Source organism: Jannaschia sp. W003, from assembly GCF_025144335.1.
In the GTDB taxonomy this organism is placed as follows: domain Bacteria; phylum Pseudomonadota; class Alphaproteobacteria; order Rhodobacterales; family Rhodobacteraceae; genus Jannaschia.
Map to the genome: position 1 here is coordinate 539,000 of NZ_CP083539.1, position 26,134 is coordinate 565,133.

The following is a 26,134-nucleotide window of genomic DNA, read 5'->3' on the forward strand; positions in this document are numbered from 1 at the left end:
GCCCTCTCCGTCCCCGCCTACCATCCACCCCACGTATGGCAGCCAGCTTCGGGGGCAAAGGGCAATGAGCGAACACGAGCGCGTGACACCGTCGGCCGACGGGCTGATCTCCGCCGCCCAGGCCGCCGCGAAGGAGGGCAAGCGCGGCGCGCCGCCCGTGCACCATTGGAATCCGCCCTACTGCGGCGAGATCGACATCACCATCAAACGCGACGGCACGTGGATCCACGAGGGCACGCCGATCGGGCGCCCCAACATGGTGCGCCTCTTCTCGTCGATCCTGAAGCTGGAGGACGGGCGGCACTACCTCGTCACCCCCGTCGAGAAGGTCGGCATCCAGGTCGAGGATGCGCCCTTCGTGGCCGTGGACTTCGAGCGCGAGGGGGAAGCAATCGTGTTCGAGACCAACGTGGGCGACCGCGTGGCCGCCGGCCCCGAGCACCCGATCCGCGTGGCGCTGGCCGAGGACGGCGAGCCGTCCCCTTACGTCGAGGTGCGCCGCGGGCTGGAGGCGCTGATCGACCGCAAGAGCTTCTACCGGCTGGTGGAGCTCGGCGAGGAGCGCGGCGGCCAGTTCGGCGTGGCCTCGAACGGCGCCTTCTTCCCCATCGTGGCGGCGGACGCGCTGCGCTAGCGCGTCCGCCCCGCGTCTCGGTCCCCGAGCGTCAGTCCTTGTCGCCGCCCGGCCCCTTCACGCTCACGGGCCGCTCCTCGGTGCTGCTGGAGCGCTCGTCGGGCCGCTTCGTCTCCTGGCGGCGCGCGGTCGCCATCTGCTCGCGGCTGGTGGGGGTGCCGGCCGCCTCGGCGCCGGTGCCCAGGGGGGCCGCGCCGGGGTCGGGGAAGCCGGTCTTGTCGCCCGTGCGCCCCGACGAGATGTCGTCCTTCAGCATCGCCGCCGTGGCGCCCTCGCGCTCCTCGAGCGGCGTGTCGGCATCATAGGCCAGCTCCTTGCCGTCCTTTTTGGGGCCCGCGTCGTGGCCCTTGCTCTGCGTTTCGTGATCGCTCATGGCAGGTCTCCTTTGCGGCCCGAACGCGCCATCCCGCGCCCCGTTCCGCGCGTGACATGCGGCAGGGCGCCGCTAGGGTGGGGGCGGGGGGAGGGACATCCATGTGCGGCATCGTGTGCCTCTGGCGGACCGGCGACGCGAGCGTGGCCCGGCGCATGACGGAGCGCATCGCCCATCGCGGCCCCGACGACCTGCAGGTCACCGAGGCGCATGGCGCTACCTTGGGCCACTGCCGCCTCGCCATCATCGGCCCTGAGGACGGGCGCCAGCCGATCCACGGGACCGGCGCCGCGCTGGTCGCCAACGGCGAGATCTACAACCACGCCGCCCTGCGCCGCGAGCTGGGCGAGGCGCGGTTCGCGACCCACTCCGACAGCGAGACCATCCTCCACCTCGCCGCCACGGGCGCGCCGCGCTGGATCGACCGGCTCGACGGCATGTTCGCCTTCGTGCTCGCCACGCCGCACGGCATCGTGGCCGGGCGCGACCCCCTCGGCATCAAGCCGCTCTACGTCGCGCGCATGGGAGGCGGCCTCGCCTTCGCGTCGGAGCTGAAAGCCTTCGACGGCGAGGCGGTGGAGGGCGTCGAGGCCATCGCCCCCGGCACGCTCTGGAGCACCGACGCCGCGTCCCGCCAGTGGTGGCGCATCCCCGCCGGGCAGGCCCGCCCCGAGCCGGGCTTCGATACCGAACGCGCCGCGGCGGAGCTGCGCCTCCTGCTGGAGGCCGCCGCCGCGAAGTGGACCGTGGCCGACGTCGAGGTGGGCGCGTTCCTGTCTGGGGGCCTCGACAGCTCGATCATGGCCGCGCTGGCGCAGGGCGAGCGGCAGGCCCGCGGCCTCCCGCCCCTCAAGACCTTCGCGGTGGGCACCGAGGGCGCCCCCGACCTCGTGGCCGCGCGCAGGGTCGCCGCCCACATCGGCTCCGACCACCACGAGGCGACCTTCACGCCGGGGGACGTGGCGGACGCCCTGCCCCACGTGATCCGCCACCTGGAATCGGCCGACGTCGACCTCGTGCGCTCCGCCGTCCCCACCCTCTTCGCCGCCCGCCTCGCCCGCGAGCGCGTCAAGGCCGTGCTGACGGGCGAGGGCGCCGACGAGCTGTTCGCCGGCTACGGCTACCACCACCGCATGGCCGACGACCCCGAGGCCCTGGCGCTGGAGCTGACCCGCTCCTTGGGCACCATGCACAACATCAACCTTCAGCGCGTGGACCGCATGACCATGTCGGTGGGGCTGGAGGCGCGCACGCCCTTCCTCGACCGCGACCTCCTCCTCTTCTCACAGACCCTGCCCGCGAGCCTGAAGATGCGCCGCGACCCCGCATCGGGCCGCACGGTCGAGAAGTGGATCCTGCGCCGCGCCTGCGCGGACCTCCTGCCCTCGGACCTCGTGTGGCGCGCCAAGGCGCAGTTCGACGAGGGCTCGGGCGTGGTCGCCGCGCGCGAGGCGGCCCTCGGCGCGCTGATCGGCGGCGCGGTCACGCGGGCGGCGGAAGGCGCGCTCTACGAGCGGACCCTGCGCGCCGCCTTCGAGGCCCCGGACCGCATCCTCGCGATGGCGGGCCGCTGGGAGGACGGGCGCGTGCCCAACGACTGATCCTCGACGCTCCGGCAGGAGGATGGCACCATGCTGACACCACCCTGTCAGCAGGGGGGTGCGACACGGAAGGCGCATCAACCCGCAAAGGAGCCGAACCGATGTCCTCCCTTCCCGCCCGCCCCGTCGTCTGGGTCGAGATCCCCGTCCGCGACCTCGACGCCGCCTGCCGCTTCTACGGCGACGTCTTCGGCTGGAGCTTCCAGCGCGACTCCGCCCCCACCAACGACTTCGCCACCATCGTCGCCGCCGAGGACGCCGTCGCGGGCCACCTCTACCCCGGCCGGCCCGGCGCGGGCGCGGGCGCCACGATCCACCTCCACGCGCCCGACGGCCTCGATGCCACCGCCGACCGCCTGCGCGCGGCGGGGGGCACGGTGCTGCCGATCCCGCCGGTCGACATCCCGGTGGGCCGGTTCCTCTACGCCGAGGATCCGGACGGCAACTCGGTCGGCCTGTTCGAGCCGCGGGCCGCCTGATGCGCCGGGCCGACCGCCTGCTGAGGATCGTCGACATCCTGCGGGGCGGCCGGCTCCACACAGCCGAGGCGCTGGCGCGGGAGCTGGAGGTCTCGCGCCGCACGATCTACCGCGACGTGGCCGACCTCCAAGCCAACCGCGTGCCCATCGAGGGCGAGGCGGGGGTCGGCTACGTGATGCGCGAGGGCTACGACCTGCCGCCGATCATGTTCACCGCCGAGGAGGTGGTGGCGCTGGTCGGCGGCGCCCGGCTGATCCGCGCCTGGGGCGGCGGGCGCATGGGCCGCGCGGCGACCGCGGCGCTCGACAAGATCGCCGCCGTGCTGCCCGACCCCGAGGCCGCGCGCGCCGGCTCGGTCCACGTCCACGCCTTCCGACCGCTGGAGCAGACGCCCGAGACCGCGGGCCGGCTCGACCTCCTGGAGGACGCCTGCGCGCGCGCGGTGCACGTCCGGTTCGGCTACCGCGACGAGGCGGGCGCGCCGACTCGCCGCACGGTGCGCCCCCTCGGCCTGTGGTTCTGGGGCAAGGTCTGGACGCTGGTGGCGTGGTGCGAGCTGCGCGGGGCGTTCCGCGTGTTCCGCGTCGACCGCATGGAGGGGGTGGAGGCGGGCGCGCCCTTCGCGCCCGACCCCGAACGCGGCCTCGCCGCCTTCGAGCGGGGCCTGCCCCACAGCCCGCTGCCCCGCCCCGCCGGCGACCCGGACCGCTAGCGCAGGAGGTGCGCCGGCGGGCGGTTCGCGGCCACGTCGTCCACCACGTTGGCGATGCGCCGCGCACGGGTGCCGGGCGAGGGCGCGACGATCAGCCATTCCAGCACGTCGTGGCGCACCGCGCGGGGCCAGAGGTCGAAGCGGGGCCGCAGGTCGCCCAGGGCGTCCGCGAGGTCGGGCGGCACCACGCCGCGCTCCACCGGATCGAGGAGGCTCCAGGTGCCGGTCTCCCGCGCTTGGGCCACGGCGATCTCGCCCGGCGGCTCCATGCGCCCCATCCGCCGCTCGCGCGCCACGAGGCGCTTCTCGCGCTCGCGCCACCCCCGCGCCGGGTCGCGCCGCGCCACCAGCCGGGCGCCCGCGTCGGGCTGCACCGGGCGCGCGGCCCAGCCCCAGCAGACCAGCTCCGCCTCGGCCTCGTCCCAGGGCAGCGCCATGGGGTCGGCGCGGCTCCAGACCGCGAGCCACACCGCGTTGGGGCGCTCGTGGTGCTCCGCGAGCCACGCCCGCAACGCATCGCGCGTCGGGGCGCGCACCAGCGGGCGGCCGTCGTCGCCGACGCTCACGCCGCGCGCCACGCGCCGGGGGCGAGGCCCTCCAGCGTCCAGCCGCCCACCGACCAGCGCACCAGCCGCAGGACGGGCAGGCCCACGTGGGCGCACATGCGCCGCACCTGCCGGTTGCGTCCTTCGGTGATCGCGAGGCGCAGCCAGTGGTCGGGCACCGACCGGCGCACCCGCACCGGCGGATCGCGCGGCCAGAGCCAGTCCGGCTCCGGCACCGCCTCCACCTCCGCGGGCCGGGTGGGTCCATCCTTCAACGCCACGCCCCGGCGCAGCGCCTCCACCGCGCCCGCGTCCGGCGCCCCCTCCACCTGCGCGAAGTACACCTTCGGCGTGGCGGTCCGCGGCGACGCGATCCGCGCCTGCAGCCGCCCGTCGTCGGTCAGCACGAGCAGCCCCTCGCTGTCCCGGTCCAGCCGCCCAGCGGCATAGACCCCCGGCACGTCGACCCAGTCCGCCAACCCCCGCCACCGCCCCTCGGGCGTGAACTGCGACAGCACGTTCATCGGCTTGTTGAGGAGGAGGATCACCGGGCGGCCCCTAGTGCGCCTCGGCCCAGGTTCGCCCCCGTCCCGCGTCCACCACGATCGGCACCGAGAGGGGGCGCACCGGCAGGTTGGCCGCCACCATCACCTCGCGCGCGCGCTCGATCAGGGCGTCGGCGTCCCCCTCGGCCACCTCGAACAGGAGCTCGTCGTGGACCTGCAAGAGCATCTTGGCGTCCAGTCCCGCGATCGCCGGCTCCATGCGCGCCATGGCGCGGCGGATGATGTCGGCGTTGCTGCCCTGGATCGGCGCGTTGATCGCGGCCCTGCGCGCGTAGCCCGCCTGCGGGCCCTTGGACGCGACGCCGGGCGTGTGCACCTTGCGCCCGAAGAGCGTGCGCACGAAGCCGTCCGCCTTGGCCCGCGCGGTGGTGGCGTCCATGTACTCCTTGATGCCCGGGAACTTCTCGAAGTAGCGCCGGATGAACTCGGTCGCCTCCTCGCGCGGGATGCGCAGGTTGCGCGCCAGCCCGAAGCCCGAGATGCCGTAGACGATCCCGTAGTTGATCGCCTTGGCCGAGCGCCGCACGTCGGGCGTCATCTCCGCCAGGGGCACGCCGAACATCTCGGACGCCGTCACCGCATGGACGTCGTCGCCCGCCCGGAACGCCTCTTCCAGCGCGGGCACGTCGGCGAACTCGGTCAGAAGGCGCAGCTCGATCTGGCTGTAGTCCAGGGACACCAGCAACCGTCCCTCTGGCGCCACGAAGGCCTCGCGGATGCGCCGCCCCTCCTCGGTGCGCACGGGGATGTTCTGCAGGTTGGGGTCCGACGAGGCCAGCCGCCCGGTGTTGGCCCCCGCGATGGAGTACGACGTGTGCACCCGCCCCGTCTCGGGATGGATGTGACCCTGCAGGTTGTCGGTGTAGGTGTTCTTGAGCTTCGCGATCTGCCGCCAGTCCAGCACCCGCCGCGCGAGGTCGTGCTCGGTGGCGAGGTCCTCCAGCACGTCGGCGCCCGTGGCCCAGGCGCCGGTCTTGGTCTTCTTGCCCCCCGGCAGCCCCATCTCGCCGAACAGGATCTCGCCGAGCTGGCTCGGAGACCCGACGTTGAACGGCCGCCCCGCCAGCGCATGGATGTCCTCCTCGAGCGCGGCCATCTTCTGCGCGAAGGCGCCCGACATGCGGCTGAGGACGGCGCGGTCCACCTCGATCCCGTGCATCTCCATTCGGCTGAGCACGGGCACCATGGGCCGCTCCAAGGTCTCGTAGACCTTGGTGACCTTCTCGGCGTGGAGGCGCGGCTTCAGCAGGTGCCACAGCCGCCACGTCACCTCGGCGTCCTCGGCCGCGTAGGGCGCGGCCTTGTCGATCGGCACCCGGTCGAAGGTCACCTGCGCCTTGCCCGTGCCGATCAGCTGCTTGATCGGGATGCAGTGGTGGCCGAGGTAGCGCTCCGCAAGCTCGTCCATGCCGTGGCCGTGCAGGCCCGCGTGCTGGGCGTAGCTCAGCAGCATCGTGTCGTCGATCGGGGCCACGTCGAGCGGGTTCTCCGGCCCGAACGCGGCAGCCCAGGCCCGGCGCAGCACCTTCCAGTCGTACTTCATGTTCTGGCCGATCTTGAGGATCGCCGGATCCTCCAGCACGGGGCGCAGCATCTCCAGCGCGCGCGCGGGCGCCATCTGCCCCTCGGCCAGCGCATCCGCGTCCGGCGCCCCGAACAGGTCGCCCCCCTCGCCTTCCGCCTCCGCGCCCCGCTTGTGGATCAGCGGCACGTAAGCCGCCCGCCCCGGCCCGACGCAGAGCGAGATGCCCACCAGCTCCGCCAGCATCTCGTCGAGCGCCGTGGTCTCGGTGTCCACCGCCACCGCGCCCTCGGCCACGATCATGTCGATCCAGCGGGCCAGCGCCGCCTCGTCGCGCACCACCTCGTAGGCGGCGTGGTCGATGGCGGGCATCTCCACCTCGGCGGGGGCGTCGGCGGGCGCGGCGGTCTCGATCGTGGGGGCCTCGGCGCCCAGCCGGTCGGCGATGCGCCGCGTGAGGGTGCGGAACTCCATGGCGTTCAGGAAGCCCAAGAGCGCGTCGGGGTCGGCGTCGCGGATCTCCAAGTCATCCAGCGAGACGTCCACCGCCATGTCGCAGTCCAGCTGCACCAGCCGCTTCGACAGCTCGATCTGCGCGCGGTGCTCCAGGAGGGTCTGGCGCCGCTTGGGCTGCTTGATCTCCTCCGCCCGGTCCAAGAGCGTCTCGAGGTCGCCGAACTCGTTGATGAGCTGGGCCGCGGTCTTGATGCCGATGCCGGGCGCACCGGGCACGTTGTCCACCGAGTCCCCGGCCAGCGCCTGCACGTCGACCACGCGCTCGGGGCCTACGCCGAACTTCTCGCGCACGCCGTCGGCGTCGATGCGCTTGTTCTTCATCGGGTCGAGCATCTCGACCCCGCCGCCCACGAGCTGCATCAGGTCCTTGTCGGAGCTGAGGATCGTGACGCGCCCGCCCGCGTCGCGCGCTTGGCAGGCGAGCGCGGCGATGATGTCGTCGGCCTCGAAGCCGGCCATCTCCAGGCAGGCGATGTTGAAGGCGCGGGTCGCCTCGCGGGTCAGCGGGATCTGGGGCGCCAGGTCCTCGGGCATGGCCGAGCGGTTGGCCTTGTAGTCCGCGAACATCTCGTTGCGGAACGTGTGGCTCCCCTTGTCGAAGACGACCGCGACGTGGGTCGCCGCATCGGCGCCGGTGTTCGCCTCCACGTAGCGGTCCAGCATCTGGCAGAAGCCCGAGACGGCGCCCACGGGCAGCCCGTCGGACTTGCGCGTGAGGGGGGGCAGCGCGTGGAAGGCGCGGAAGATGTAGGCCGACCCGTCGATCAGGTGCAGGTGGCAACCCTTGCCGAAATCCATCGTCGTCCTCCGCGAAGCTCGCGCCCGATGTGCCACGCGGGGCGGCGCGGCGCTAGCGGGCCCTGCCGTGGCGCCGCGTCACGTCGCGGCGGTTGCCATGTCCGCGGCGTGGAGGAAGATCGCCACGAAGTAGAGCACGCTCGCGGCCACCACGAAGCCGTGCCAGATCGTGTTGTGGTAGCGCATCCGCTCGATCACCAGGAACGGCGTGCCCAGCGTGTAGAGCAGGCCCCCCGCCACCATCAGCCACAGCACGGGCCAGCTCACGGTGGCGATCACGCCCTGCCCGCCGAGCAGCACGGCCCAGCCCATCCCGAGCCCGATCGCGATCGACAGCGCGGTGGAGCGGCGGCGGCGCAGGAACACCGTGGCGGCGGCCAGCCCGGCGGCCGACCACATGGCGGCCAGGAACGCGGCGCCCGTGCCCGAGAGCAGCGCGAAGGGCGTCACGGTGCCGGCGATCTTGAGGTAGATCGCCGAGAGGTCGAGCTGCCGCAGCCGGTCCGCGAGGTCGGGGCGCGGCACGTGGTTGTAGGCCAGCGAGGCCGAGAGCATGGCCACCAGCGTCACGCCGTAGATCGACAGCCCCGCCAGCCCCGAGGGGCTGGCGTGCCAGGTCGCCGCATAGGCGATCAGCACCGGCAGTGCGCCGATGGCGAGGGCGAGACCGGCGAGGTGGACGGCCGCGTCCGAGAGGCGCTCGCCGCGGGAGTAGGCGCGCCGCGCGCCCGGAGCGGGCGGCGGCGTGGCGAGGGCGAGGTCGGCGGTCATGGAGCGGTCCGGTGGAGTGCGGTGGCACGACGAAAGCGCCGGAGCGCCCCGTTCGTTCCCTCCACAGTTCGGCCCGATCGTCGCCGGCGCCAGCCCGCTCTCGGGGTCGTGCGCGCACGACGTGGCGGAAGGCCGGGGGCGGCAGCCTAGTGGCCGTCGCCCGCCAGGACGAACCGCTTGTCGCAGTAGCCGCAGTCCACGTGGCCCACCTGCGGGTCGATGGTCAGCCACACGCGCGGATGGCCCAGCGCGCCGCCGGCGCCGTCGCAGGCCACCCGCAGCGTCGTGACCTCCTCGGTCTCGGGCGGCGGCAGGTCGTGCTGGCGCGAGGGGTAGCGGGGGGTTCCGGTGGTCATGGGGGCGGCTCCGACGTGGCTGGGTCGGGTTATGGGCGCGCGGGGCCGCGGCGGCAAGGCGGCCCGCGCCCCGAAGCGGCCCGCCGGACCGGCGCCCTTCTGTCTGCACGGGGGGTGTACGGGGGGTGCACGGGGGGCGCCCCCCGCTTGCCGCCCTATCCGCCCGCCGCTAGGTCCGTCCCGAACCGGGAGCCGAGCCATGACCGACGCGATCGAGATCGAGGGCCTGCGCAAGGTCTATGCGGGCGACGGGCGCTCCCCCGAGAAGGTGGCGCTGGAGGGTCTGGACCTCTCGATTCCGGAGGGCTCCATCTTCGGTCTTCTGGGGCCCAACGGCGCCGGAAAGTCCACCACGATCAACATCCTGGCGGGCCTCGTGCGCAAGACCGCGGGGCGCGTGCGCATCTGGGGCTTCGACCAGGACCGCAACCCCCGCCAGAGCCGCGCCGCCATCGGCGTGATGCCCCAGGAGCTGAACCTCGACCCGTTCTTCACGCCCGAGGGCGCGCTCGAGGTGCAGGCCGGCCTCTACGGCGTGCCCCCCCGCGACCGCAGGACGGCGGAAATCCTTGAACTGGTTGGACTATCCGACAAGGCCGACGCCTACGCCCGCACCCTCTCGGGCGGCATGCGGCGGCGGCTCCTGCTCGCCAAGGCGCTGGTCCACCACCCCCAGATCCTGGTACTCGACGAGCCCACCGCGGGCGTCGACATCGAGCTGCGCCAGATGCTCTGGCGCAACGTCCGCCGCCTGAATCGGGAACGCGGCATGACCATCATCCTGACCACCCACTACCTCGAGGAGGCGCAGGAGATGTGCGACGAGATCGCCATCGTCGGCGAGGGCAAGCTCATCGTCCGCGACCGCACCGAGAACCTCTTGAACCGGCTCGATTCCAAGACGCTGGTGGTGGTCCCCGAGGGCGACGGGGCATCCGTCGCCGCGCCCGAGGGCGTGGAGCTGGAGCGCCGCGCCGACGGGGCCTTGGCCTTCACCTACAGCCGCGCGCGGGCATCGGTGGAGGCCATCCTCGCCGCCGTCCACGCGGGCGGCGTGGAGGTCCGCGACGTGCGCACCGAGGAGCCAGATCTGGAGGACGTGTTCGTGGCCCTGACCCACCGGGACTAGGATCTCCGCAGCAGCATCTCCGAAGCGGCCAGCGCCGCGCCCCCGGTGATCAGCGCGCAGGCCAGCGCCAGCGTCCACGTGGGCTCGGCCAGCCCGAAGACCACCAGCACCAGTGTGGACAGGAGCGGCGCGGCGTAGCTCGACGCGCCCAGGACGGCGAGGTCGCCGCGCTTGCAGCCCACGTCCCACAGGAAGAACGCCGCCCCCACGGGGCCGAGCCCCAGCCCCAGGATCGCCAGCCACTCTGTCCCTTGCGGAACCACCGTCTCCTCCAGCAGGAGATGCGCCGCCCCCGCCAGCAGGGCCGCGCCGAGGCAGAAGCCCGAGACGGCGGCGGTGGGCACCTCGGCGTAGCGCCGCTGGAGCACCGAGTAGCCGGTCCACACGAAGGCGGCCGCGAGCGCGATGGCGTGTCCCGGCAGCGGCGCGAAGGCCATGCCCCGCCCGCCCGACACCACGAGCGCCGCGCCCAGGAGCCCGAGGGCCGCGCCCGCCACGTGGAACCACCGCAGGCGCTGGAACAGGGCCGACAGGAGCACGATCAGGAGCGGCCAGAGATAGGCCACGAGGCTCGCCTCCACGGGCGGCGCCGCGCGCAGGGCGAGCACGTAGAGAAGGTGGTAGCCAAACAGCCCGCCCACCCCGAGCGCCCAGGCGCCGGGGGGCACGCCCCGCGGCACGCCGCCCCACAGGAGGCCGAGCGTGCCGCCGACCCCGAAGCACATCGCCAAGAGCTGCAGCGGCGGCACCGTGCCCGACAGCGCCGTGAACAGCGCGAGCGTGGCCCAGAGCAGCACCGCCCCGAACCCCACCAGCGTCGCGCGCCGCCGTCCGCTCTCGCCCCCAGTCATGAACGCGCCATGCCTGCCGTGCGACCCCGCGGCAAGGCCGGATGGGATCGCCCGGAGCGGAGGCGCCGCCGACCCCGCGCACGGCGCGGGGCGCGGGGCGCGGGGAAACGGTGCCCGCCCCGGCGGCGGATCGTGCGCGAACCGGCGCCGATCCGCGTCAAACCTTGATCGCATTCCGGCGGTATCACCGGGGCAAGCAGGAGTTTCCCCCATGACGCGACGCATGCTCGCCCTCGCCTTCGCCGCCCTGTGCGCCCCGCTCCCCGCGGCGGCCGGGACCATCGGCGTGTTCACCCACGACTACGGCCTCCTGGGGCCGCTCGCGGGCCAGCACATACCCCAGGGCAGCATCACGATGCTGCCCACCGCGGCGGTGGTGGACGACAGCCCCACCGGCGACAGGGCCGGCGCGTTCCGCGACAGCTTCGACCTGTCGAGCCTCGCGAGCTACGTGATCCGCAGCCTCACGCTCACGCTCAGCTTCTCGGGAACGGGCGCGGCGCCGACCGAGCGGTGGTACTTCGACATCTACGGCAGCGTGCAGGGCTCCATCTCCGACAACCTGTACACCCGGATGCCGGAAATCGGCATCCTGGATACCGGCACCGTGTCGCTGCGGGTGGACTACAACACCGACGATGCGGACGTGGACGTGTTCGCGACCGCCCTCGACACCCTCAAGCTGGACTTCGGCTTCGACGAGAACGTGTCGGGGACCGCGAACGACTTCCTGCTCTACGACGCGGTGCTGACCGTGAACGGCGCCGCCGTGGTGCCGTTGCCCGCCCCGGGCGCGCTGCTGGCCGGCGCGCTGCTGGGCGGCGCGCTGTGGAGACGGCGCAGGGCGCGGGGCGCCGCAGCCGCGGCCTAACGACCCAGCCGTCGCCGCCCGCACGAGCGTGCGGCGCGGCCCGACCCCCCCTTCAGGACAGCGGCGCCGCGGCCGCGTAGGCGGCGCGGTAGCGGGCCTGCGCCGCGCGGTACGCGTCCCCCAGGGCCGGGTCCGGCTCGACCGTGCGGGCCGTGCGGGGCGGGTGGAGCACCGCGCGCCCCGCTCCGTCCGCCATCATCGCCAGCCGGCAGGCCCCGAGCGCCGCGCCGAAGGCCCCGCCCTCGGGCACCTCCAGCGGCAGCTCCAGCGCGTTCGCCACGATGCCGAGCCAGGTCTCCGATCGCGCGCCCCCGCCCACGGCCAGCAGCCGGTCCGCGCGCGTGCCCGTGGCGGCGAGGGCATCAAGCGCGTCGCGGAACGCGAAGGCCACGCCCTCCATCACCGCGCGGCCCAGCGCGGCGGCGTCGGTGGCGTGCTCCAGCCCGAGCAGCATGCCGCGCACGCCCGCGTCGTCGTGGGGCGTCCGCTCGCCGCCGAGATAGGGCAGGAACAGCGGGCGGCCCGGCGCGGCGACCTCGCCCGACGCCAGCTCCGCCGCCGGGCGCCCCGTGAGGCGCGCGGCCCATTCCAGGCTGTCGGTCGCGGCCAGGATCACCCCCATCTGGTGCCACGTGCCGGGGACCGCGTGGGCGAAGCTGTGCACGGCCGTGGCGGGGTCGGGCGCGAAGCCGGGCGTCGAGACGAACAGCACCCCCGAGGTGCCCAGCGAGACGAAGCCCGTGCCCGGCTCGACCGCGCCCGTACCCACCGCGGCCGCCGCGTTATCGCCCGCCCCGCCCGCGACGGGGACGACCGGCAGGCCGAGGTCCGCGGCGAGCGCGGGGCGCAGGGTGCCCGAGACATCGGAGCCCTCCACGAGGCGGGGCACGCGGGCGCGGTCCAGGTGGCAGGCAGCGAGCAGTTCGTCCGACCAGTCCCGCGCTCCGACGTCTAGCCAGCTCGTGCCCGAGGCGTCCGACATCTCGGACACGGCCTCGCCGGTCAGCACGAGGCGCAGGTAGTCCTTGGGCAGGAGGACGCGGGCCGTGCGGGCGAAGGTCTCGGCCTCATGGCGGCGCACCCACTCCACCTTCGGCGCGGTGAAGCCGGGGAACACGATGTTGCCGGTGATGCGCCGGAAGCGGGGGTCGGCGTCCATCTCCGCGGCCTCGGCATGGGCGCGGGTGTCGTTCCAGAGCATGCAGGGGCGCAGGGGGCGGCCGCCCTCGTCCACCAGCGTGGCACCGTGCATGTGCCCGGCCAGCCCGATGGCACGGAGGCCCGAGAGGTCGGCGTTCGCCCGTAGCTTGGCCACCACGTCCCGCAGCGCCGTCTCCCAGTCGCTGGCGTCCTGCTCGGCCCAGCCGGCATGGGGCCGCCGGACCGTCAGCGGGGCGGAGGCCTCGGCGACGACGCGCTGCGCGTCGTCCACCAGAAGAGCCTTGAGCGACGACGTCCCGAGGTCGAAGCCGAGATACATGCGCGTGCTCCCTCCCCCGGCCTCAGGCGGGCACCGCCGCCTTCGGGTTCTTGCCCAGGATGATCATCGACAGGATGTCGTCCTCGGTGACGTCCTCGACCCGCTCGGTGCCGACGAGCTGGCCGTTCTTCATCACTGAGACGCGGTCGCACAGCTCCATCATCTCGCGCGTGTCGTGGGAGATCAGGAAGATGCCCAGACCTTGCGCCTTCAGCTCCTGAATCAGGTCGGCGACCATCTTGGTCTCGTGGACGCCCAGGGCCGCCGTCGGCTCGTCCATGATCAGGATGCGGGCGTTGAAGTAGACCGCGCGGGCGATCGCCACCGACTGGCGCTGGCCGCCCGAAAGGGCCGAGACAGGCTCGTTGATCTTGCGGAAGTTCGGGTTGAGGCGCGCCATGATGCGGCGCGTCTCGGCCTCCATCGCCGCGTCGTTCACCAGCCCGAAGCGATTGGTGATCTCGCGCCCGAGGAAGAGGTTGGCGGGGGCGTCGAGGTTGTCCGCCAGCGCCAAGGTCTGGTAGATCGTCTCGATGTTGAAGCGCCGGGCGTCCGCCGGAGAGCGGATGTCGGCCTCCTCGCCGTCGATCAGGATCGTGCCGGAGTCGCGCCGGTAGGCCCCCGAGAGGCACTTGATCAGGGTCGACTTGCCGGCGCCGTTGTGGCCCAGCAGGCCCACCACCTCGCCGGGCCAGAGGTCGAGCGAGACGCCGTCCACGGCGCGCACGCCCCCGAAGGCGATCGAGATGTCGCGCAGTTCCACCAGCGGCGTGCCGCTGCGGTCCACGGGTGCCTTTGCCATGCCCATCAGTCCCGCGCCCCCATGCGCCTGCGATACTCGATGTCGATCCAAACGGCGAGCACCAGCACGGTGCCGACCACGATGTTCTGAAGCGGCGCGTCCACGCCCACCATCGCCATGCCCGACTGCAGCGACTGCATGATGAGCGCGCCGAGGATGGCGCCGTGGATCGTGCCCACCCCGCCCTTCAGCGCGGTGCCCCCGATCACCGCGGCGGCGATCACGCGCAGCTCGTCGAGCGTGCCGATGTCGTTGGAGTGGTTGGCGAGGCGCGCCGAGGCGACCACCGCCGAGATGGCGCAGAGCGCGCCCATCAGCGCGAAGATCTTCACGGTCAGCCAGCGCGTGTCGATGCCCGACAGCTCGGCAGCATCCGGGTTGCCCCCGGTGGCGAAGATGTAGCGCCCGAAGCGGGTGCGCCGCGCCACCACGGTCATCGCGATCGCCACGGCCAGCACGAGGAGCACCGAGAGCGGCAGGCCGTAGCCTTCGGTGTAGCCCTCGGGCATCGCCAGTCCTTGCGCCTCGAAGCTGCGCTCCAGCCGGCGGCTCGGCACGTCGTAGGCGTTCAGGAGGGCCACGAAGCCCAGGATCACGGCGGCGATGGCGGCGGCCACGGCAGCCTCGGCCCAGAGCGGCTTCACGGGCGCCTCGTGGGCGATCTTTGAGCGCCGCGCGGCCCACAGGCCCCAGAGGGCGAGGGCCACGGCGACGAGGCCGACCACCCAGGACCAGAACTCGCCCAGCGTGCCGTTGATGCCGCCGAGGCGCATGAAGTTCGCATCCAGCGGACCGATGGTCTGACCGCTCGTCAGGTACCAGGCGACGTTGCGCCACACGAGCAGGCCGCCGAGGGTGACGATGAAGGCCGGGATCGCCCGGTAGCCCACCAGCCAGCCGTGGAACGCGCCGATCGCCGTGCCCGCCACGATGCCGACGGCGATGGCGACGGGCGCCGTCAGGGGATGGTTCAGGGGCAGGCCCAGCACGTCGGGCATGAACGCGGTCTGCGTCATCGCCATCACGGCCGAGCAGGTGGCGAGGATCGAGCCCACGCTCAGGTCGATGTGGCGGGTCACGATGATGAACACCATGCCGGTGGCCATGATGGCGACCGAGGCGGTCTGGATCGTGAGGTTGAACAGGTTGCGCGGCGTGATGAAGCGCCCGTCGCTGGCGAAGTGGAACGCCAGCGCGATCAGCACGAAGGCCCCGATCATGCCCAGGAGGCGGGTGTCGAGCTCGAGCGCGCGGAAGCCGCGCAGCCGGGGCGCGCCCGGCGGCGGCGAGACGCGGGTGTCCGTGGTGTCGGTCATGGGGATTCTCCGGCGCGGCGCGCGGTGGAGTGTCGGGGGTGGCCCCGCGCGGCGGGCGCGCGGGGCCGGTGCAGGCTTACATGCAGACTTCGAGGTCGGCCTCGACGCCCTGGCAGAGCGCGTCCTTCTCGATCCAGCCGGCGTCGACCACCACGTCGAGGTTGTCCTGCGTCACCGGCACGGGGGCCAGGAACTTCGCGGTCAGCGTGGTGCCGCCCGGGCTCGTCCACTCCTCGGCGCCCTCGATCGCGGACATCTCGGTGCCGCCCGAGAGCGCCACGGCGATCTCGCCGGCCTCGCGGCCCAGCTCGCGCGCGTCCTTCCAGACCGACACGGTCTGGGTGCCCTTGGCGACGCGGTTCAGGGCCGCGTGGTCGCCGTCCTGGCCCGAGACCGGGATGCCGTCCATGCCCTGCGCCGTGAGCGCGGCCACCACGCCGCCGGCGGTGCCGTCGTTCGAGGCCACCACCGCGTCGACCTGGTTGTCGTTGGCGGTCAGGATCTGCTCCATGTTGCGCTGGGCGTTCGCGGGCAGCCACTGGTCGGTGTAGGCTTCGCCGACGATGGTGATGTCGCCCGCGTCGATGGCCTCCTGCAGCACCTCCTGCTGGCCGCCGCGCAGGAAGTCGGCGTTGGGATCGGTGCCCGAGCCCTTGATCATCACGTAGTTGCCCGAGGGCGCCTGCTCCAGCACGGCGCGGGCCTGCATGCGGCCGACCTCGACGTTGTCGAAGGTCAGGTAGAAGGCGTAGGGGTCCTCGATCAGGCGGTCGTAGCCGACCACGGGGATGCCCTCGTCGCGGGCGGCCTGGATCGCCGGCCCGATGGCCTGGCTGTCCTGGGCGAGGATGATCAGCGCGTCGGCGCCTTGGGCGATCAGCGACTCGATGTCCGAGAGCTGCTTCGAGGCGGACGACTGGGCGTCGGCCGAGATGTAGGTGGCGCCGGCGGCGTCGAGCGCCTCCTTGATGGCGGCCTCGTCGGTCTTCCAGCGCTCCTCCTGGAAGTTCGACCAGCTCACCCCGACGGTGGGGGCGTGGGCGTCGGCGAGGGCGGCGCCCGCGAAGGCGGTGGAGGCGGCGAGCGCCGCCAGCAGGGTGGTCTTCATGGTGTTCTCCCTTTGCGCGCCCCTTCTCCCGAGAGGCGGATGCGGCGATCTGGCCGATCCCGGGGCCTCCTGTCAAATATATTCGGCAACCGAACAAACAATTTGACGGATCGGCGCCGATGCCGTCTTGCTGGGCCACGGGACGCCGCCGGACCCCGACCGAGCGGCAAAGTTAATTCTGGAGCCGAACGAATGGGAGCCGCCCCCCACGACCTCGCCGCGGACGTCTCCGGCATCGGCCCCCTGCGCCTCGCGCCGCACGCCCCCGCCGTGCCCCTGCGCCAGCGCATCTACGAGAGCGTGCGCGCCGCCGGGCACCTCAGCCGCGCCGCGCTCGCCAAGGAGCTGCAGGTCTCGCCCGGATCGGTCACGCCCGTGGTCTCCGACCTCCTCGGCGCGGGCCTCCTGCGCGAGGTCGCCGGCGCCGCCCCCTCGGGCCGGGGGCGCCCGCCCGTGACGCTCGCCATCGCGCCCGAGGCGGGGCTGGCGGTGGGCGTGAAGCTGTCGGACCGCGAGATTTCCGCTGTCTTGGTGGACCTCGCCGGCACGCCGGTGGCGCAAGGAACGGCCCCGCGCGACCCCGCGGACCGCGACCCGGAGGCCGCCATCGCCGCCATCGCCGCATTGGTGGAGCGGCTGCTGGCAGGGTGCGGCGGGCGCGTGGTGGGCGCCGGGGTGGGCCTGCCGGGCATGGTCCACGGCGACACCGGGCGGTTGCACTGGTCGCCGGTGCTCGAGGGCCGCGACGTGCCCTTCGGCGAGCGCCTCGCCGCGCGGCTGGGCGTGCCCGTCGCCATCGACAACGACGCCGCCTGCCTCACGGTGGCCGAGCTGTGGTTCGGGCGCGGCCGCGCCCTGCCCGACTTCGCGGTGGTCACCATCGAGTACGGCGTCGGCATGGGGCTGGTGATCGGCCACCGGCCCTGGCGCGGCGCGCGGGGCCTCGGCATGGAACTGGGCCACACCCGCGTGCATCCCGACGGGGCGCTGTGCCGCTGCGGCGGGCGCGGCTGCCTAGAGGCCTACGTGGCCGACTACGCCTTGGTGCGCGATGCGGCCCTCGTGCTGGAATCGCCCGTTCCCGAGGGCGGCGACGTGCTCGACGCGCTGCTGGCCGAGGCGCGGGGCGGCAACGCAGCGGCGCGCGCGATCTTCGAGCGCGCGGCGCGGCACCTGGCCGTGGGCCTCGCCAACGTGGCCAACCTGTTCGAGCCGCGGCGCATCATCCTGTCGGGCAGCCGCATGCGCTACGACCTGCTCTGGGCCGAGGGCATGCTCGACACGATGGCGGCGATGGTGCTGGCCGACCCGCCCCCGGTCGAGGTGAACGCCTGGGACGACGGCGTCTGGGCCCGCGGCGCCGCCGCGCTGGCGCTGGACCGCGCGACGCCGGGGCTGCTGGCGTGAGATCGGCGCTTCTCCTCGCCCTCGCCGCGCTGCCCGCCGCCGCCGAGGTCCGGTTCGAGCCTGTTCCGGTCCCCGAGCATGTCTATGCCGGAGGCTGGGAGCACTTCGTGGGCGGCGGCCTGGCCGCGTTCGACTGCGACGGCGATGCCCTGCCCGAGCTCCTGGCCGCGGGCGGCGCGAACCCGATGACGCTGCTGCGCAACCGGGGCGGGATGCGCTTCGAGACCGGCACGTTCCCCGAGATCACCGGCGCCACGGGCGCCTACCCGCTCGACATCGACGGCGACGGCGCGCTCGACCTCGCCGTGCTGCGGGTCGGCCCCAACCTCTTCCTGCGCGGCGACGGGGCCTGCGGGTTCGAAGTGGACGACTTCGGCGGCCTCCCCGACGGCGGCGACGCCTGGACCACGGCGTTCTCGGCGACGTGGGAGGGCGAGGACCGGCCAACCATGGCCTTCGGCAACTACGTGGACCGCGCCGATCCCGACGGCCCGTTCGGCACCTGCGACCGCAACCTTCTCGTGCGCCCCGAGGGCGGGGGCTGGGCGGAGACCGTGCTCGATCCCGGCTTCTGCGCCCTCTCCGCCCTCTTCTCCGACGAGGACCGCGACGGCGCGGCGACCCTGCGCCTGTCGAACGACCGGCACTACTACGTGCGCGGCGGGGCCGAGCAGCTTTATTCCCTGCGCGAGGGTCGGTTCCTCGGCCCGGAGGACGGCTTCGCGGCGCCCTCGATCTGGGGCATGGGCATCGCCTCGCGCGACGTGACCGGCGACGGGCGGCCCGACCTTGCCCTCACCTCCATGGGCGATCAGCTTCTCATGCTGTCGACCCCCTCGGGCCACGCGCGCGCCCCCTACGAGATGGGCACGGCGGCCCAGCGGCCCCACGCGGGCGGCGACGGGCGGCCCTCGACCGGCTGGCACGCGGCGTGGGGCGACGTGGACAACGACGGCGACGCCGACCTCTTCATCGCCAAGGGCAACGTCGACCAGATGCCGGGCATGGCGATGGAGGACCCGAACACGCTGCTGCTGCGCGAGGGCGAGCGGTTCCGCGAGGCGTCGGTGGAGGCGGGGGTCGCCTCGATGCACCGCGGGCGCGGCGCCGTGCTGGCCGACCTCGACGGCGACGGGCGGCTCGACCTCGCGGTGATGAACCGGCGCGCGCCGCTGGAGGTGTGGCGCAACGTCTCGGACGCGGGCAACGCGGTGGCGGTGGAGCCGCGGCAGGGTGGTTCGAACGGGCGGGCCGTGGGGGCGTGGGTGGAGGTGCGGACGGCTTTGGGGGTGCAGACGCAGGAGGTGACCGTGGGCGGGGGTCATGCGGGGGGGACGGCAGGGCCGGTGCATTTCGGGATCGGTGGGGAGAGCGAGGCCGAGGTGCGGGTGCTTTGGCCCGACGGGACGGTGGGGGCGTGGGAGCGGGTGGAGGCGGGGCGGGTGACGATCGAGCGGTGACGCCCCGGCCTCGCGCCGGAACCTCTGGCCACCACGGGCGCACCCCTCCGAACTTTGCGCGCAGGTCCCAGCCGGAGGCCCCGGCGCAAGGCTGGGGCGTGCGTTGCGGCTACCGGTCCACGGGAAGGCCCGAAGGCACCGTCTCCGGTATCCCGAGCCGCCCCTCCAGCGCCGCCTCGTCGCGCAGGGCTTCCAGGAACGCCATCAGCGCCGTGACCTCGCCCTCCGTCAGAACCCGGTCCGGGCCGCGGATCTGCGCCTGGATCGCGGCGACTTCCTCGGCGTCGTCCATCGCACGCCAGTCCTCGGCCCCCTCCAGCGCCGGGAGGACGGCGTCGCGCGCATAGGCGGCCAGCGCCCGGCGGGGCGCGGCGTGGTCCTGGAGGAAGGCGCGCAGGTCGCGGTAGGCGCCGGCGTGGCCCCAGGGGCCGGTCTCGGTGACGTTCCGCAAGGACGGCGTGCGGAACGCGAAGCGGTCGGCCGGATCGCCCGTGACCCGCATGCGGCCCTCGTCGCGGGCATGGGTCTCGAACGCGGCGCGCTTGCCGGGGCCGAGCTGCGGCTGGCCCGTGGCGTGGAACCCGTGGTCGGTCTGGAACGGTCCCGCATGGCAGTCCGCGCACCCCAGGGAGCCGTAGAACAGCTCCAGCCCCTCCAGCGCCCGGGGATGCAGCGTGCCCTCGCCCCGCAGCCACGCGTCGAAGGGCGCGGTGTCCGAGCGCCACTCGTGCTCCACGAACTGAGCGATGGCGTCCGAGATATCGGTGAAGTCGAGCGCCTCGTCCCCGGGGAAGGCCGTGCGCCACATCGCTTCGTATTCGGGGATCGCCCGCACCCGCGCGGCGATCCGGTCCCAGGCCCCGCCCTCGCCCGTGATCACGCCCTGGCGCACGGCGCGCGAGACGTCGTTCTCGCCCAGGTGCCCCGCCATCTCGTCGTCCGAGAGCACCGGGAACATGGTCTGCGCCGACAGCAGCGTGTCGAAGCCTTCCGTCATCTCCGCCCCCATGGGCGTGCGCAGGCCGTCGGCGGTCTCCTCGATGCGCCCGTCGTGGAACAGCACGGTGAACTCGTGCGCCCCGAGGTTCCACAGCCCCGGCGCGTTGCGCGGAATCCGCTCCTCGGGCGGGTTGGCGGAATCGCCCGCGCGCTCTGGCCCGAGCCCCATGCCCCCCTCGCCGAGGCCCAGCGACACGCCGTCCGAGGTGCCGAAGCGCGGGTGGTGGCAGGTCCCGCACGAGACGTTGCGGTTGCCCGAGAGCACCGGGTCCCAGAACAGCAGCCGCCCCCAGGCGACCACGGCGGGGTCGGTGGGGCGGTAGGCCTCGTCCGTGACGGCGGCGGGGAACTCGAACGCGGCGGCCGGGGCGGCGAGCAGGGCGAGCGTGAGGGCGAGGATGCGCATGGCGCATTCCTGCCATGCGGTTGCGTGCGTGGCGAGACGCCCCATCTGGTCAAAGGGCCGCAGCCGGTATAGGCGCGCCCGATCCAGGCGCATGCGCGCCTCGCAAGGGCGCGACCGCGCGCCACCCCTCGGCGCTTCCCGGCGCCCATCCGCCCCGGAGAACACCCGATGGACCTTCGCAACATCGCGATCATCGCGCACGTGGACCATGGCAAGACCACGCTCGTGGACGAGCTGCTCAAGCAGTCCGGCACGTTCCGCGAGAACGAGAGCACGGCCGAGCGCGCCATGGACTCGAACGACCTCGAGCGCGAGCGCGGCATCACCATCCTCGCCAAGGCCACCTCGGTGGAGTGGCAGGGCACGCGCATCAACATCGTGGACACCCCCGGCCACGCCGACTTCGGCGGCGAGGTGGAGCGCATCCTGAGCATGGTCGACGGCGTGGTCCTCCTGGTGGACGCGGCCGAGGGCCCGATGCCCCAGACCAAGTTCGTGACCTCGAAGGCCCTCGCCCTGGGCCTGCGGCCCATCGTGGTGCTCAACAAGGTCGACAAGCCGGATGCGGAGCCCGACCGCGCGCTCGACGAGGTGTTCGACCTCTTCGCCAACCTCGGCGCCTCGGACGAGCAACTCGACTTCCCGCACCTCTACGCCTCGGGCCGCGCCGGCTGGGCCGACGCCGACCTCGACGGCCCGCGCGAGAACCTCGATGCCCTGTTCGAGCTGATCAACGCCCACGTGCCCCAGCCCGCGCAGATCGCGAAGAAGGACGAGCCCTTCGCCATGCTCGCCGTCACCCTGGGCGCTGACCCGTTCATCGGCCGCATCCTCACGGGCCGCGTGGAGTCGGGCACCGTGAAGGCCGGCCAGACGATCCAGGCGCTATCGCGCGAGGGCGAGAAGATCGAGCAGTTCCGTGTCTCGAAGGTGCTGGCTTTCCGCGGCCTTGGCCAGCAGGCCATCGACGCGGGCGAGGCGGGCGACATCGTCACCATCGCCGGCATGGCCAAGGCCACCGTCGCCGACACGCTGTGCGACACGAGCGTCTCCGAGGCGATCCCGGCCCAGCCCATCGACCCGCCCACCATCACCGTGACCTTCGGCATCAACGACAGCCCCCTCGCGGGGCGCGACGGCAAGAAGGTGCAGAGCCGCGTGATCCGCGACCGCCTGATGAAGGAGGCCGAGACCAATGTCGCCATCAAGGTCACCGACACCCCCGGCGGCGAGGCCTTCGAGGTCGCGGGCCGGGGCGAACTGCAGATGGGCGTGCTGATCGAGAACATGCGCCGCGAGGGCTTCGAGCTGTCGATCTCGCGCCCGCAGGTGCTGTTCCGCGACGAGGGTGGCCAGCGGCTGGAGCCGGTCGAGGAGGTCACCGTCGACGTGGACGACGAGTACTCGGGCGTCGTGATCGAGAAGATCACCGGCACCCGCAAGGGCGACCTCGTGGAGATGAAGCCCGCCGGCGCCGGCAAGACCCGCATCGTGGCCCACGTGCCCTCGCGCGGGCTGATCGGCTACCACGGCGAGTTCCTGACGGACACGCGCGGCACGGGCGTCCTGAACCGCGTGTTCCACGACTGGGCGCCCTACAAGGGCCCGATCCCGGGCCGCCGCCAGGGCGTTCTGATCTCGATGGAGGACGGCGAGGCCGTGGCCTACGCCATCTGGAACCTCGAGGACCGGGGCCGCTTCTTCATCTCGCCGCAGGACAAGGTCTACACCGGCATGATCCTGGGCGAGCACAGCCGCGACAACGACCTCGAGGTGAACCCGCTCAAGGGCAAGAAGCTGACCAACGTGCGGGCCTCGGGCACCGACGAGGCGGTGCGCCTGACGACGCCCGTGAAGATGTCGTTGGAGCAGGCCATCGCCTACATCGACGACGACGAGCTGGTGGAGGTGACGCCGAATGCCGTGCGCCTGCGCAAGCGGTTCCTCGACCCCCACGAGCGCAAGCGGCAGGCGCGCGCGGCGGGGTGATCGGTGGGCGAGGGGCGCCGCCCCTCGCGCTCCCCGAGGTATTTTCGGCAGGATGAGGGTGGGGCCGCGTCCCTGACGCCCCGGCCCTGCGCCGGGGCCTCCGCTGTTCACCGGCGCTTCGCTCCGCAGTTTCATCGCCAATAGCACCCGGAGGCCCCGGCGCGGGGCCGGGGCGTGACTAGCCGAACAGGTCGCGCCGCTCCGGTGGAGGGGCCTCGCCGGAAGGCCCCGCCTCGTGCGCCACGGCGTCCGGCAGGCGCGCCCGGCCCTCGGGGCAGAGGTCGAGCAGGACGCAGTGGTCGCACTCGGGGCCGCGGTAGTGGCAGACCTTCTGACCGTGGCGCATGAAGAGCTGGTGGTGGTCGTAGACCTCCTGCTCGCCCCACGCTTCCGGCATCAGCGCCTCCAGCCGCGCGTGGCTGGGGCCGACCGCGACCGACTTCGGGATCAGACCCACCCGCTGCGCCACGCGGTGGTGGTGGCTGTCCACCGGCAGGGCCCGGCCCCGCAGCGTCGAGAAGCTTAGCACCGCCGCGCTGGTCTTCGGTCCCACCCCCGGCAGCGCCTCCAGCCAAGCCCGCGCCTCGGGCACGGGGAGGTCGCCGAGGAAGTCGAGGTCGAGCGCGCCCCGGGCCTCGGTGATCCGGCGCAGCACCTCCTGCAGGCGTGGCGCCTTCTGCTCGGGCCAAGTGCAGGGGGCGAGCAGCGCCTCGACCTCCGCCGTGGGCGCGTCGCGCAAGTCCGCCCAGTCGGGAAAGCGCTCGCGCAGGGCGTGGTACGCGCGCTTGGCGTCGCGGTTGCGGGTGCGGTGGTTGATGAACGAGGACACCAGCTCCTCGAGCGGCCCGAGCGACTGGAAGCGCGGCAGCGGCGCGCCGTAGACGGGCGCGAGACGCTCGTGGATTTCCAATGCGAGGCGGCGGAGGGCGGCGGGGTCGGCCATGGGGTGCGAATCCCCAAACGCCCCCGCGGGTTCCCTCAGCGCAGGATGCGGCCCTCGTTCGCGAGGAGCGTGGCGGGATCGCTCCCGCCATGCGTGGACAGCACCACATCGCCCTCCAGCGGCATCGCCACCGCCGCGCCGGTGAAGTTGAGGGCCACCCGCAGCGCCTCGCCCCCGTGGCGCCGCTCGTAGAGCAGCACCCCCTCGGGGGCGTCGAGCCGCCGGTACCCGCCCAGCCGCAGCGCGTCCGAGCCGCGGCGCAGGCGCAGGAGCGCGCGATGGAGGTTGAGGATCGACCCCGGCTCGGCGTGCTGTGCCGCCACCGGCCCCTCGGGCGGCACCGCGATCGGCAGCCAGGGCGTGCCGGTGGTGAAGCCGGCGCCCTCGCCCGCCTCCCAGGCCATCGGCGTCCGAACCGGGTCGCGCCCCAGCCCCGGCACGTTCCGGCCCCACGGATCCTGCACCATCTCGGACGGGATCACGGCGTCCTCCTTGCCCAGCTCCTCCCCCTGATACAGCGTCGGCGTGCCCCGCAGGGTCAGCAGCAGCATCGCCGCCACCCGCGCCTGCGCCCGCCCCGCGCGCGTGGCGATGCGGGGGCGGTCGTGGTTGCCGAGCACCCAGTTCGGCCAGGCCCCTTCGGGCAGCGCGGCCTCGTAGTCGTCCACCAGCCTGCCCACATCTTGGGCGGTCCACGGCGAACGGATCAGCGCGAAGTTGAAGGGTAGCTGGAACCCGTCGAACGCCGGCGGGCGGTAGTAGCGCACCACCTCCTCGAACGTGCCGTAGGCCTCGCCCACCAGCAGGCGCTCGGGCTCGTACTCCCGCGCCACCGCGCGCATGGCGCGGGCGATCTCGAACACCTCGGGCTGGTGCGCGGAATGGGTCCGCAGCACCGCCTGCGCCGGGTCGTCGCCGTCCCACGCGGGGTTGGGCGGGTTGTCCGGGAACGCCGGGTCGGGCGCGGCGTGCTCCACGGCGTCGATGCGGAAGCCGTCCACGCCCCGGTCGTACCAGAAGCGCATGGCATCCAGCATGGTGGCCCGCAGGTCCGGATTGCGCCAGTTCAGCGAGGGCTGCGAGGGCAGGAAGATATGGAGGTAGTACTGCTCCGTCGCCTCGTCGAAGGTCCAGGCGGGGCCGCCGAACTCCGACACCCAGTTGTTGGGCCGCCCGCCGTCCGGGGCGGGGTCGGCCCAGAGGTACCAGTCGCGTTTCGGGCTGTCCTTCGACGCTCGCGCCTCCCGGAACCACGGGTGCGCGTCCGAGGAGTGCGACGGCACGAAGTCCATCAGGAGCTTCATGCCGCGTCCGTGCACCGCCTCGACCAGCGCGTCGAAGTGTTCAAGCGTGCCGAACAGCGGGTCGATGCCGCAGTAGTCCGCCACGTCGTAGCCGAAGTCCCGCATCGGCGAGGGGTACACGGGCGAGACCCACACCGCGTCCACGCCGAGGTCCACGAGATGGTCGAGCCGCGCCGCGATGCCAGCCAAGTCGCCCACGCCGTCGCCGTCCGCGTCCATGAACGAGCGGGGGTAGATCTGGTAGATGACCCCGGTCTTCCACCAGGGGGTGCGGTCGTCGGTCATGGAGGCTCCTCGGGCGGCGTCCTCCCGACCTAGGCCGGACCGGTGTGCCCGGCCAGCCCCGTCAGGCCTCGACCCCGCGCAGGCGCTCGGAGCGGCGGCGCAGCATCTCCAGCGTCAGCAGGAGCGCCATGGACAGGACCACCAGGAGCGTGGCCACCGCGAGGATCGTCGGGTTGATCTGCTCGCGCAGGCCCGAGAACATCTGCCGCGGGATCGTGCGCTGCTCGGGGCCGGCCAGGAACAGCACCAGCACCACCTCGTCGAACGAGGTCACGAAGGCGAACAGCGCGCCCGAGATCACGCCGGGGCGGATCAAGGGGATCACCACGTCCCAGAACACCCGCGTGGGCGAGGCGCCGAGGCTCAGGCCGGCGTTGAACAGCGACTGGTCGAAGCCCACCAGCGTGGCCGTCACGGTGATGATCACGAAGGGCACGCCGAGCGCTGCGTGGGCGATCACGAGGCCCGGGTAGGTGCCGACGAGGCCGAAGTTCGTGTAGAAGAAGAACATGCCCGCCGCGATGATGATCAGCGGCACGATCATGGGCGAGAGCAGCAGCGCCGTGACTAGCCGCTTGAACGGCATGTGCGGCGAGGCGAGGCCCACGGCGGCCACGGTGCCTAGCAGGGTCGCGAGTGCGGCGGCGGCGATGCCGATCGCGAAGCTGTTGCGGATCGCCAGCGTCCACTTCGCGTCGGTCCAGATCTCGCGGTACCAGCGCAAGCTGTAGGCGTCCGGATCGAGTGCCAGCATGCCTTCGGTGAAGGTGAAGTAGGGCTGGGCATTGAAGCTGAGCGGCACGATCACGAGGATCGGCAGCATCAGGAACACCAGCACCAGCCCGGCGAGAATGCGCAGCCCGTAGTGCCCGGCGCGGTGGAGGGGCCCGTAGTATGCGGGAAGCGCCAT

Annotated in this window: 24 protein-coding genes; 9 read left to right on the plus strand and 15 right to left on the minus strand. The window is 73.1% G+C overall.

Annotation, left to right across the window (positions count from 1 at the left end; genetic code table 11):
• The first annotated feature begins 64 nt into the window (after positions 1-64).
• The gene (locus K3554_RS02495; RefSeq protein ID WP_259943069.1) at positions 65-634 is read left to right on the plus strand and encodes a DUF1285 domain-containing protein; all 570 of its coding nucleotides are present in this window, start codon (positions 65-67) and stop codon (positions 632-634) included.
• Positions 635-665: 31 nt separating this feature from the next.
• Here K3554_RS02495 and K3554_RS02500 read toward each other — a convergent pair whose 3' ends face one another.
• Entirely contained in the window at positions 666-1,007 is a 342-nt protein-coding gene (locus K3554_RS02500; RefSeq protein ID WP_259943072.1) for a hypothetical protein, read from the minus strand.
• A gap of 101 nt (positions 1,008-1,108) precedes the next feature.
• On the opposite strand from K3554_RS02500, the gene asnB reads away from it, so the two are divergent.
• From asnB to K3554_RS02515, 3 genes are all read left to right on the plus strand, one after another.
• Positions 1,109-2,608, plus strand: coding sequence for an asparagine synthase (glutamine-hydrolyzing) (gene asnB, locus K3554_RS02505; RefSeq protein ID WP_259943075.1), 1,500 nt, complete (start codon positions 1,109-1,111; stop codon positions 2,606-2,608).
• Between the two features lie 101 nt (positions 2,609-2,709).
• Positions 2,710-3,087: a VOC family protein gene (locus tag K3554_RS02510; RefSeq protein ID WP_259943077.1), complete on the plus strand. Its 378-nt coding sequence runs from the start codon at positions 2,710-2,712 to the stop codon at positions 3,085-3,087.
• Entirely contained in the window at positions 3,087-3,800 is a 714-nt protein-coding gene (locus tag K3554_RS02515; RefSeq protein WP_259943079.1) for a YafY family protein, read from the plus strand. The genes K3554_RS02510 and K3554_RS02515 overlap by 1 nt, the downstream gene beginning before the upstream one ends.
• Here K3554_RS02515 and K3554_RS02520 read toward each other — a convergent pair.
• From K3554_RS02520 to K3554_RS02540, 5 genes are all read right to left on the minus strand, one after another.
• The gene (locus tag K3554_RS02520; protein WP_259943080.1) at positions 3,797-4,366 is read right to left on the minus strand and encodes a YdeI family protein; all 570 of its coding nucleotides are present in this window, start codon (positions 4,364-4,366) and stop codon (positions 3,797-3,799) included. The two genes, K3554_RS02515 and K3554_RS02520, sit on opposite strands and share 4 nt — an antisense overlap.
• The gene (locus K3554_RS02525) at positions 4,363-4,869 is read right to left on the minus strand and encodes a pseudouridine synthase (RefSeq protein WP_409197342.1); all 507 of its coding nucleotides are present in this window, start codon (positions 4,867-4,869) and stop codon (positions 4,363-4,365) included. Before K3554_RS02525 ends, K3554_RS02520 begins: the two co-directional genes overlap by 4 nt.
• Positions 4,870-4,903: 34 nt before the next feature.
• Positions 4,904-7,747 carry a DNA polymerase I gene (gene polA / locus K3554_RS02530; RefSeq protein WP_259943083.1) on the minus strand — a complete coding sequence of 948 codons (2,844 nt, stop codon included), beginning with the start codon at positions 7,745-7,747 and terminating at the stop codon, positions 4,904-4,906.
• 78 nt (positions 7,748-7,825) lie between these two features.
• Entirely contained in the window at positions 7,826-8,518 is a 693-nt protein-coding gene (trhA, locus tag K3554_RS02535) for a PAQR family membrane homeostasis protein TrhA (protein ID WP_259943084.1), read from the minus strand.
• Positions 8,519-8,664: 146 nt separating this feature from the next.
• Positions 8,665-8,874 carry a zinc-finger domain-containing protein gene (locus K3554_RS02540; RefSeq protein WP_259943090.1) on the minus strand — a complete coding sequence of 70 codons (210 nt, stop codon included), beginning with the start codon at positions 8,872-8,874 and terminating at the stop codon, positions 8,665-8,667.
• A 199-nt stretch (positions 8,875-9,073) separates the two neighbouring features.
• On the opposite strand from K3554_RS02540, the gene K3554_RS02545 reads away from it, so the two are divergent.
• On the plus strand, positions 9,074-10,003 hold the full coding sequence (locus tag K3554_RS02545) for an ABC transporter ATP-binding protein (RefSeq protein WP_259943093.1): 930 nt from the start codon (positions 9,074-9,076) through the stop codon (positions 10,001-10,003).
• On the opposite strand, the gene K3554_RS02550 is transcribed toward K3554_RS02545, so the two are convergent.
• On the minus strand, positions 10,000-10,854 hold the full coding sequence (locus K3554_RS02550) for a DMT family transporter (RefSeq protein ID WP_259943095.1): 855 nt from the start codon (positions 10,852-10,854) through the stop codon (positions 10,000-10,002). The genes K3554_RS02545 and K3554_RS02550 overlap by 4 nt on opposite strands.
• Positions 10,855-11,065: 211 nt before the next feature.
• On the opposite strand from K3554_RS02550, the gene K3554_RS02555 reads away from it, so the two are divergent.
• A complete protein-coding gene (locus K3554_RS02555; protein ID WP_259943099.1) occupies positions 11,066-11,725 on the plus strand; it encodes a hypothetical protein in 660 nt (219 codons plus the stop codon).
• 52 nt (positions 11,726-11,777) lie between these two features.
• On the opposite strand, the gene xylB is transcribed toward K3554_RS02555, so the two are convergent.
• The 4 genes from xylB to xylF all read right to left on the minus strand — a co-directional run bounded on the left by xylB (position 11,778) and on the right by xylF (position 16,431).
• Positions 11,778-13,205, minus strand: coding sequence for a xylulokinase (xylB, locus tag K3554_RS02560; RefSeq protein ID WP_259943102.1), 1,428 nt, complete (start codon positions 13,203-13,205; stop codon positions 11,778-11,780).
• Between the two features lie 22 nt (positions 13,206-13,227).
• Positions 13,228-14,007, minus strand: a complete 780-nt coding sequence (locus K3554_RS02565; protein WP_259943106.1) for an ATP-binding cassette domain-containing protein — start codon at positions 14,005-14,007, stop codon at positions 13,228-13,230.
• Between the two features lie 5 nt (positions 14,008-14,012).
• Entirely contained in the window at positions 14,013-15,323 is a 1,311-nt protein-coding gene (locus K3554_RS02570; RefSeq protein WP_259943109.1) for a sugar ABC transporter permease, read from the minus strand.
• 76 nt (positions 15,324-15,399) lie between these two features.
• On the minus strand, positions 15,400-16,431 hold the full coding sequence (gene xylF / locus K3554_RS02575; RefSeq protein ID WP_259943112.1) for a D-xylose ABC transporter substrate-binding protein: 1,032 nt from the start codon (positions 16,429-16,431) through the stop codon (positions 15,400-15,402).
• 192 nt (positions 16,432-16,623) lie between these two features.
• Here xylF and K3554_RS02580 point away from each other — a divergent pair, with 192 nt between their 5' ends.
• Both K3554_RS02580 and K3554_RS02585 read left to right on the plus strand, forming a co-directional pair.
• The gene (locus K3554_RS02580; RefSeq protein ID WP_259943115.1) at positions 16,624-17,838 is read left to right on the plus strand and encodes an ROK family protein; all 1,215 of its coding nucleotides are present in this window, start codon (positions 16,624-16,626) and stop codon (positions 17,836-17,838) included.
• Positions 17,835-19,298, plus strand: coding sequence for a CRTAC1 family protein (locus tag K3554_RS02585; protein WP_259943118.1), 1,464 nt, complete (start codon positions 17,835-17,837; stop codon positions 19,296-19,298). Before K3554_RS02580 ends, K3554_RS02585 begins: the two co-directional genes overlap by 4 nt.
• A gap of 109 nt (positions 19,299-19,407) precedes the next feature.
• Here the strand turns inward: K3554_RS02585 and K3554_RS02590 are convergent, their stop codons facing one another.
• A complete protein-coding gene (locus K3554_RS02590; RefSeq protein WP_259943121.1) occupies positions 19,408-20,703 on the minus strand; it encodes a cytochrome-c peroxidase in 1,296 nt (431 codons plus the stop codon).
• Positions 20,704-20,871: 168 nt separating this feature from the next.
• Between K3554_RS02590 and typA the strand changes: the two genes are divergently transcribed.
• Complete coding sequence (gene typA, locus K3554_RS02595) at positions 20,872-22,692, plus strand: translational GTPase TypA (RefSeq protein ID WP_259943124.1); 1,821 nt, start codon at positions 20,872-20,874, stop codon at positions 22,690-22,692.
• A 178-nt stretch (positions 22,693-22,870) separates the two neighbouring features.
• Here the strand turns inward: typA and nth are convergent, their stop codons facing one another.
• The 3 genes from nth to K3554_RS02610 all read right to left on the minus strand — a co-directional run bounded on the left by nth (position 22,871) and on the right by K3554_RS02610 (position 26,134).
• On the minus strand, positions 22,871-23,635 hold the full coding sequence (gene nth / locus K3554_RS02600) for an endonuclease III (protein ID WP_259943129.1): 765 nt from the start codon (positions 23,633-23,635) through the stop codon (positions 22,871-22,873).
• A gap of 35 nt (positions 23,636-23,670) precedes the next feature.
• On the minus strand, positions 23,671-25,224 hold the full coding sequence (locus tag K3554_RS02605) for an alpha-amylase family glycosyl hydrolase (protein WP_311200358.1): 1,554 nt from the start codon (positions 25,222-25,224) through the stop codon (positions 23,671-23,673).
• Between the two features lie 61 nt (positions 25,225-25,285).
• Complete coding sequence (locus tag K3554_RS02610; protein WP_259943131.1) at positions 25,286-26,134, minus strand: ABC transporter permease; 849 nt, start codon at positions 26,132-26,134, stop codon at positions 25,286-25,288.

Excerpts from the sequence above, each read along its gene's own strand:
- K3554_RS02500 (WP_259943072.1), bottom strand. The coding sequence starts at position 1,007 with ATGAGCGATCACGAAACGCAGAGCAAGGGCCACGACGCGGGCCCCAAA.
- typA (WP_259943124.1), top strand. The coding sequence starts at position 20,872 with ATGGACCTTCGCAACATCGCGATCATCGCGCACGTGGACCATGGCAAG.
- polA (WP_259943083.1), bottom strand. The coding sequence starts at position 7,747 with ATGGATTTCGGCAAGGGTTGCCACCTGCACCTGATCGACGGGTCGGCC.
- K3554_RS02515 (WP_259943079.1), top strand. The coding sequence starts at position 3,087 with ATGCGCCGGGCCGACCGCCTGCTGAGGATCGTCGACATCCTGCGGGGC.
- xylB (WP_259943102.1), bottom strand. The coding sequence starts at position 13,205 with ATGTATCTCGGCTTCGACCTCGGGACGTCGTCGCTCAAGGCTCTTCTG.
- K3554_RS02525 (WP_409197342.1), bottom strand. The coding sequence starts at position 4,869 with ATGAACGTGCTGTCGCAGTTCACGCCCGAGGGGCGGTGGCGGGGGTTG.
- K3554_RS02590 (WP_259943121.1), bottom strand. The coding sequence starts at position 20,703 with ATGCGCATCCTCGCCCTCACGCTCGCCCTGCTCGCCGCCCCGGCCGCC.
- K3554_RS02545 (WP_259943093.1), top strand. The coding sequence starts at position 9,074 with ATGACCGACGCGATCGAGATCGAGGGCCTGCGCAAGGTCTATGCGGGC.
- nth (WP_259943129.1), bottom strand. The coding sequence starts at position 23,635 with ATGGCCGACCCCGCCGCCCTCCGCCGCCTCGCATTGGAAATCCACGAG.
- K3554_RS02555 (WP_259943099.1), top strand. The coding sequence starts at position 11,066 with ATGACGCGACGCATGCTCGCCCTCGCCTTCGCCGCCCTGTGCGCCCCG.
- asnB (WP_259943075.1), top strand. The coding sequence starts at position 1,109 with ATGTGCGGCATCGTGTGCCTCTGGCGGACCGGCGACGCGAGCGTGGCC.
- K3554_RS02495 (WP_259943069.1), top strand. The coding sequence starts at position 65 with ATGAGCGAACACGAGCGCGTGACACCGTCGGCCGACGGGCTGATCTCC.
- K3554_RS02610 (WP_259943131.1), bottom strand. The coding sequence starts at position 26,134 with ATGGCGCTTCCCGCATACTACGGGCCCCTCCACCGCGCCGGGCACTAC.
- K3554_RS02605 (WP_311200358.1), bottom strand. The coding sequence starts at position 25,224 with ATGACCGACGACCGCACCCCCTGGTGGAAGACCGGGGTCATCTACCAG.
- K3554_RS02550 (WP_259943095.1), bottom strand. The coding sequence starts at position 10,854 with ATGACTGGGGGCGAGAGCGGACGGCGGCGCGCGACGCTGGTGGGGTTC.
- xylF (WP_259943112.1), bottom strand. The coding sequence starts at position 16,431 with ATGAAGACCACCCTGCTGGCGGCGCTCGCCGCCTCCACCGCCTTCGCG.
- trhA (WP_259943084.1), bottom strand. The coding sequence starts at position 8,518 with ATGACCGCCGACCTCGCCCTCGCCACGCCGCCGCCCGCTCCGGGCGCG.
- K3554_RS02580 (WP_259943115.1), top strand. The coding sequence starts at position 16,624 with ATGGGAGCCGCCCCCCACGACCTCGCCGCGGACGTCTCCGGCATCGGC.
- K3554_RS02540 (WP_259943090.1), bottom strand. The coding sequence starts at position 8,874 with ATGACCACCGGAACCCCCCGCTACCCCTCGCGCCAGCACGACCTGCCG.
- K3554_RS02510 (WP_259943077.1), top strand. The coding sequence starts at position 2,710 with ATGTCCTCCCTTCCCGCCCGCCCCGTCGTCTGGGTCGAGATCCCCGTC.
- K3554_RS02565 (WP_259943106.1), bottom strand. The coding sequence starts at position 14,007 with ATGGCAAAGGCACCCGTGGACCGCAGCGGCACGCCGCTGGTGGAACTG.
- K3554_RS02570 (WP_259943109.1), bottom strand. The coding sequence starts at position 15,323 with ATGACCGACACCACGGACACCCGCGTCTCGCCGCCGCCGGGCGCGCCC.